This is a genomic window from Microbacterium sp., assembly GCF_047606385.1.
Taxonomy (GTDB): domain Bacteria; phylum Actinomycetota; class Actinomycetes; order Actinomycetales; family Microbacteriaceae; genus Microbacterium.
Genome location: NZ_JASGEL010000095.1, coordinates 21,086 through 27,186, shown reverse-complemented (window position 1 = coordinate 27,186; position 6,101 = coordinate 21,086). Strand labels below are relative to the sequence as shown.

Here is a 6,101-nt window from a genome sequence, read left to right as displayed (position 1 = left end):
CGCGTCCGGCGGTCCAGCGGCGCGGCGTCCGCGACACCCGCGTCGATCGCCGCCGCCGCCCGCCGCAGGTGCAGCGCGGCGCTGTCGGCGTGCATCACGGCGTCTGCGAGGCGCACCTGCACCGTCGGCGCGTCCACGGCACGCGCGTAGCTCGTGCCCGCCCAGGGGTGATCGTGTGCGTGCGCGACCGCCCGGCGCGTCGCGCCCTGCGCCAGGCCGACGGCCACGGCGGCGGGGAGGACCGACAGCACGGAGGCCCGCGGCTCCGGATCCGCGGACCGGTCGTCCCACTCGATGTCCTCGTCGGGCACGACGAGATCGTCCGCCAGCACCGTGTCCGATCCCGCCGCCCGCATGCCCGTGGCCGCCCAGGTGCGCCGTCTGACGAGGGAGGCCGCGGGCAGGTACGCCCGTCCGCGACGGACGGGCTCGTCCTCCCCGAGCACGAAGAACACCGTGACGACATCCGCCTGCGCGCTGCCGACGACTCCGGGCCAGCGCCCGGAGAGACGCACTCCGCCGTCCACGGCGACGGCCTGGCGCGTCGGCGTGCCGCTCCCGCTGACGATGACGTCGCGCCCGCCGGCGTAGACGCGGCGGAGGAACGCCGCCGGCATCGTGTCGGCCGCGGCGGCCGCCATCGCGACGGCGAAGGCGGCCGACCCGTCGCTCTCGGCGAGCGCCGCGACCGACGAGACCTGCGCGACGATGTCGAGCCCCGCTCCGCCGAGCTCGGCGGGCACGGCCAGCCGGAACAGCTCGTGGTCGCGGAGCAGGCCGAGGAGCTCGGGCCCGAGCTCCCCCTCGCGCTCCGCGAACGGCACCAACGCCTCCACCTCGGGCGCGAGGTCGCGGATGGCCGCCGCGGAGGCGCTCAGCACGGCTCGAGGCCGTCCGGGTAGTCGAGGCCGCCGGCGGGGATGATGTGCCCGCCGATCGGCCGGCTCACGCTCCGGCCCCAGCCCTCCGGCGCGTGCGCCTTCGCCGTCGCACGCAGGGTGCGCAGATCCAGGGCCGAGACCATGCCGGTGCCGCTGTCGTACTCGCGCCAGGTGAAGACGTAGAGATCGTCGCCGAAGGAGAAGTGGCTGGCCGGGTGGCAGTCCGCGCGGGAGGGCGTGAACAGGGTGTTCACGTTGTGGCTGCAGAACTTCTCCGAGTTGAGGTAGACGTGCTCGTAGAGGTTGTGCGCGCTGTAGCGGTAGAGGTGCCGTTTGCCCACGAGGTCTCGTGTCGGGGCGGGGGCTGCGCCGGTGGGCGTCGTCCCCTCGACCGTGGCGGCCGCGAAGACGTGCAGGACCTCCGGCCCGCGCGACCAGGTCTCACGTGGCTGGATGCGGCGCTGGTGCACGATCAGAGCCCACCCGCCGTTCACGTCGACGATGACGGTCGCGGCGTCGGTCGCCGGCTCGTCGAGATCGAGATCGACGAAGAAGACGCCGTCGCGCAGCTCGACGACGTCGACGGGGGCCTGTCCGGCTCCCGACCAGGTCTCCTCGCCCCCGGCCTGCGTCCACTCCGCACGGCCGCCGTGCTGCCAGGCGACCTCGTGCGCCGTCCACCGGGCGACGCCGTCCGGGAGGAGCTCGATCCCCAGCGTCCCCCCGGCCTGGCCGGCCAGCCCGATCTTCGCGCCGACGAGCGCCGTCGTGCTGGGCAGCCGGTAATCGCTCAACGACTCAGGCGGGAGCGCCTGCGTGGATCGGTTCTCAGCCGTCGTTCGTCCCATGTTCCGGTCCTCCCTGCGCGGACGTCGTCGTCCGCGGCGTCCTCGCCATATTACAGCCACTGTAAACTACTGCTACATCGACTGTAAACATGGCCGGTACCCGCGAGGCCCGCGGGTAGGCTGGCGGAATTCGAGCGCCGACGCTCGCCGGGAGGACGCATGGTGATATCGGAGGAGGCCGCGCCGCGCCGGAGCGCCATGGAGACACGACGCCTCCGGATCGTCGACGCGGCGATGACGCTGTTCTCCGAGCGGGGCTTCGACAACGTGAGCACGGCCGAGGTCGCCGCCGCCGCCGGGGTGACCGAGAAGACCGTCTTCAACCACTTCGGACGCAAGGAGGACATCGTCTTCTACCGGTCGGACTCGATGATCCAGGTGATGGAGCAGACGATCCGCGACCGCCATCAGCATCCCGGCGTCCCGATCATCGAGCTGCTGCGGGAGCTGACGCACCGGCAGATCGACCTGCGCGACAACATCTCCGACGAGCTTCGCAAGTTCACCGCCATCACCGCGGCGAGCCCGACCCTCGAGCGTCGCCGGCTGCTCGCGCTGAACAGCGACGCCGAGCTCGTGAGGGACGCGCTGCTGGAGGAGAAGCCGGAGCTGGGCGCCGGGGGGCTGGCGACCGCGCTGGGGTACATCCTCGCCAGCATCCACTGGGCGACGCTCACCGAGCTCGGCAACGCCGTGACCCGCGGTGTCAGCATCGACGCGGCGTGCGCGACGGCGCACGCCGCGGTGGACCGCGGCTACGAGATCCTCCGGTCCGGGTTCGGGTCGTCGACCATCGAGGACCTCTGAGGCGGGTCCCGCCTCAGAGGTCCCGTCCGCAGGCGCGTCAGTCCTCGAAGATGGCGACCGCCCGCGTCCAGCCCGCCGACGCCCCGCGCACCTTGGCCGGGAAGCAGGCGACCGTGAAGCCGAACGCCGGGATCGCGTCGAGGCCCTGCAGCTTCTCGATCTGGCAGTAGCCGACCTCGGCGCCGGCCTTGTGTCCCTCCCACACGATCGACGGGTCGCCGGTCTCCTCGAACTGCTGCCGGTTGATGCTCACCGGCACGTCCCAGCCCCAGGCGTCCGTCCCCATCACGCGCACGCCCTTGCTCGCGAGGTGCAGCGTGGCCTCGCGGCCGAAGCCGATGCCGGTGTCGATGTAGTCGTCACGCCCGTAAGCCGCCGAGGCGACGGTGTGCGCGAGCACGATGTCCAGGGGCTGCAGCTCGTAGCCGATGCGCTCCAGCTCGGCGTCGATGTCCGCGGGCGTCACCAGGTGCCCGTTGGGCAGGTGCCGCAGGTCGAGCTTGACCCCGGGCTTGAAGAACCACTCCAGCGGCACCTCGTCGATCGTCCAGGACCTCTCGCCGTTGTTCATCGTGGGGTGGTAGTGCCACGGGGCGTCCACGTGCGTGCCGGCGTGCGTCGTGATCGTCACGGTCTCGGCGGCGAGGCCCTGCCCGTCGAGCAGCTGGTCGGGCAGGATGCCGTACATCGCGTACATGTCCTTCAGACCGCCGATGTGGTCCTTGTACTCGATCTTCGGCCGCAGGAACGGCGGGTCGACCGGGATGACGTCGTCCAACGGCATGGACAGGTCTACGAAACGCATGGGGAACTCCTTCGTCAGCGCGTTCCATCCTCTGCGCGCCGCGGATTCCGCGACACCCGCTCGGCGTCATGCATGGCATCGCCGGATCGGATGCGGCGGGGCACGCCCCGCTCAGCGGCGCAGGGCGGCGGGCCAGATCCCGTGGCGGCCGGGGCTGAGGATGCCTCGCGGGTCGACCGCGTCCTTGATCCGCTCCACGAACCGGCGGTACGCGTGATCGCCCCAGCCGTACTGCTCCTGCGCCAGGTCCATGAAGTGCAGGTGCGCGCGGTACTCGCCGTAGCCGATCGCGCCGGCCTCGCGCACGAGCTCCTGCATCGTGCGGTAGGCGCCTGCGGTGGCCTGCTCGTCGTCGATGTCGAACGTGATGCCCGCCACCGAGCACAGCGACCGCTCGTTGACGACGATGAGGTCGGCCGTGTGGTCGAGGCCGCCCTGCTCGAACCGCGCCTTCAGCCACATCTGCAGGTCGTACACCTGCCGGCCGCTCAGCGGCGCCACCGGGGCGAAGCTCATGTGGCCGCCGTGCTCGCCGCCGCGCCAGCCGGCCATGGTGTTCCAGTCGAGGTTCGGCACGCCCGCGTACACGCGATCGCTCGGGTCCGGCAGCGACGCCCATTCCTCCGGACCCGTCGTGGTGTGCCGGATCCGCACGTCGGGGATCGCGCCGAACGCGTCGAGCGCCTTGCGCAGGTTGTGCTCGTTCACGGCCCGGTCGCCGTACAGCGCGAACCGCAGGTGCCAGCGCCCGATCCCGATCGTCGCCGCGATCTCGTCGATGACGGCATCCGGGATCACCCCCTCCGCCGGCTCGTACCAGTGCGCGCGGGGCGCGATCGTCGACGCGATCAGCAGGGTGTTCAGGATGCAGGGGACGCCGTCGATCGTGCCGTCCAGGCGCAGGCGGCGGAGGATGTCCACGAGCGGGATGAGGTCCTCGTCCCGCGCGACGTCGACGTGCACGTGGGTGATGACCTCGGGCTTGGGCATGAGCCACAGCCCGAGCTTGGTGACCACGCCGAGGTTGCCCTGGAAGAACAGCGGCTCGATCGTCGGGCCGAGGCTGCGCGGGTAGAGGTTCCAGCTGGCGTTGTCCGCCATCGCGCCCATGCCGGTGCGCAGCAGCTCGCCGTCGGCGGTGACGACCTCGAGCCCGCAGATGTTGCGCCAGCCCTTGCCGTACGGCAGGTAGGTGAGGCCGTTGTCCTGCTGGTTGCCGCCCATCGAGCCCCAGCCGAGGTCGGGGACGCTGACCATGAGGCCGGCGTCCGCCGCCTCGATGGCGTCGTAGATGTCCTGGAAGCTCGCGCCCGGCTCGATGAGCGCGACGCCGAGGTCCGGGTCGAGCTCGAGCACGCGGTTCATGCGACGGAAGTTGATCGTGATGCCGCCGGACAGCCGCGGCGCCGCTCCCCCGTACCCGTTGTTGCGCCCCTGCCCCTGCGCCCACACCGGGACGCCGTGGGCGCCGGCGATGCGCACGATCTCCTGCACGTCCGCCGTGGAGCCGGGCTGCGCGACGCCGGCGGTGGCGAACGCGTCCCACTCGATGGGCTGGAAGGGGTCGCGGAACTCGCCGCCGTCGCCGATGACGACGTGCGCGTCGCCGATGGCGGCGGCGATCTCCGCGAGGGCCGCGGCGACCGCGGTCGGCTCGGCATCCGTCTCGCGCGCCGGGATGAAGTCGGGGGTGATGGTCATCGTTGCTCTCCTTCGAACGGTGGCTCAGGCGGGGTTCCGGCCGACGAAGAACTCGCGGAACGGGTCCATGCTCGGCTCGAACCCGGAGTCGATGAGCCCCTTGCGCAGGGTGTTCATCTGCGGGTCGTGGATGCGCTGGGTGGGGGAGCGCAGCGGGCCGCCGTTGTAGCCGCGCAGCCACCCCTGGAACTTCCACGCCTGCCGGTCGATGAAGAAGCCGCCGTGCAGCTGCGCCGCCACGGCTCCCTTCGCCTTGCGCGCCGGATGCATCTGCCAGTAGAGGTCGGTGACCTCGTCGAACCTCTCCTCGCGCAGCAGCTCCATCGCGTGCGGGATGGTCGGGCCCCAGAACTCGTGGTCGCTGGTGGCCGACAGCTGGATCGGGAACAGCTGGCCGAGGGTCAGCAGGTCGCCCTCGATCGGGCAGGAGATCACGACCTCGTCGCCGAATCTCCGGTACGCCTCGATCATCCCCATGATGCTCGGCGCCCCGCCCTCGGCCTTGATCACGGCGATGTTGGGGATCTCGTCCAGCATCCGGCGGATGAGGCGCGCCGGGATGTCGGAGGGGTGGATACGCGAGCTGAAGCCCCACAGGAACATGGGGAAGACGATCACCGCGAGGTTCGTCGCGTCGCAGACCGCCTTCGTGTAGTCGAGGATCTCCTGCTCCGACTCCGGGTAGAAGTTCGGCGGGTAGCTCAGCAGCACGAGCTCCGCGCCTGCGGCCTCCGCGCCCCTGACCGCCTGGATGTTCTGCTCCAGGCCGCTCCAGCTCGCGTGGTGGGTGACGACGAGGTCGCTGCCCGCCTCGTCGCGCACGATCTCCAGGAACTGGAGGTACTCGGGCAGCGTGATGCTGATCTCGGAGACGCCCAGCGTGCCGATGAAGCCGTGCTCCTTGGCCAGGCGGACGTCGTGGCGGATGCCGGCCTCGTTCAGCGTCTCCAGCGAGCGGGTGAACGACGGGATCGTGCAGTTGACGGCACCGACGAGCCGTTCACGAGCCCAGTCGCGCGCCTCGGCCCTGGTGTATCCGGCCATGTTCTTCTCCTTCGC

Annotated in this window: 6 protein-coding genes; 1 reads left to right on the top strand and 5 read right to left on the bottom strand. The window is 71.2% G+C overall.

All coding sequences use genetic code 11. The annotated features are described in order from the left end of the window. Both QM626_RS09410 and QM626_RS09405 read right to left on the bottom strand, forming a co-directional pair. A partial coding sequence (locus QM626_RS09410; protein WP_415076332.1) for an acyl-CoA dehydrogenase family protein occupies positions 1-881 on the bottom strand: 881 nt, incomplete at its 3' end. Further along, the gene (locus tag QM626_RS09405) at positions 875-1,675 is read right to left on the bottom strand and encodes a MoaF C-terminal domain-containing protein (protein WP_415076330.1); all 801 of its coding nucleotides are present in this window, start codon (positions 1,673-1,675) and stop codon (positions 875-877) included. The genes QM626_RS09410 and QM626_RS09405, both read right to left, overlap by 7 nt. A gap of 252 nt (positions 1,676-1,927) precedes the next feature. Between QM626_RS09405 and QM626_RS09400 the strand changes: the two genes are divergently transcribed. Beyond that, the gene (locus QM626_RS09400) at positions 1,928-2,536 is read left to right on the top strand and encodes a TetR/AcrR family transcriptional regulator (protein WP_415076328.1); all 609 of its coding nucleotides are present in this window, start codon (positions 1,928-1,930) and stop codon (positions 2,534-2,536) included. Between the two features lie 37 nt (positions 2,537-2,573). On the opposite strand, the gene QM626_RS09395 is transcribed toward QM626_RS09400, so the two are convergent. The 3 genes from QM626_RS09395 to QM626_RS09385 form a co-directional block, all read right to left on the bottom strand. Further along, complete coding sequence (locus QM626_RS09395; RefSeq protein ID WP_415076326.1) at positions 2,574-3,341, bottom strand: cyclase family protein; 768 nt, start codon at positions 3,339-3,341, stop codon at positions 2,574-2,576. 111 nt (positions 3,342-3,452) lie between these two features. Beyond that, positions 3,453-5,042 carry an FAD-binding oxidoreductase gene (locus tag QM626_RS09390; RefSeq protein ID WP_415076324.1) on the bottom strand — a complete coding sequence of 530 codons (1,590 nt, stop codon included), beginning with the start codon at positions 5,040-5,042 and terminating at the stop codon, positions 3,453-3,455. A gap of 24 nt (positions 5,043-5,066) precedes the next feature. Then, positions 5,067-6,086: a dihydrodipicolinate synthase family protein gene (locus QM626_RS09385; protein ID WP_415076322.1), complete on the bottom strand. Its 1,020-nt coding sequence runs from the start codon at positions 6,084-6,086 to the stop codon at positions 5,067-5,069. Between the last annotated feature and the right edge of the window lie 15 nt (positions 6,087-6,101).

Bases quoted from the DNA above. Each gene is read 5' to 3' on its own strand.
- QM626_RS09400 (WP_415076328.1), top strand. From the start codon at position 1,928: ATGGAGACACGACGCCTCCGGATCGTCGACGCGGCGATGACGCTGTTC.
- QM626_RS09390 (WP_415076324.1), bottom strand. From the start codon at position 5,042: ATGACCATCACCCCCGACTTCATCCCGGCGCGCGAGACGGATGCCGAG.
- QM626_RS09395 (WP_415076326.1), bottom strand. From the start codon at position 3,341: ATGCGTTTCGTAGACCTGTCCATGCCGTTGGACGACGTCATCCCGGTC.
- QM626_RS09385 (WP_415076322.1), bottom strand. From the start codon at position 6,086: ATGGCCGGATACACCAGGGCCGAGGCGCGCGACTGGGCTCGTGAACGG.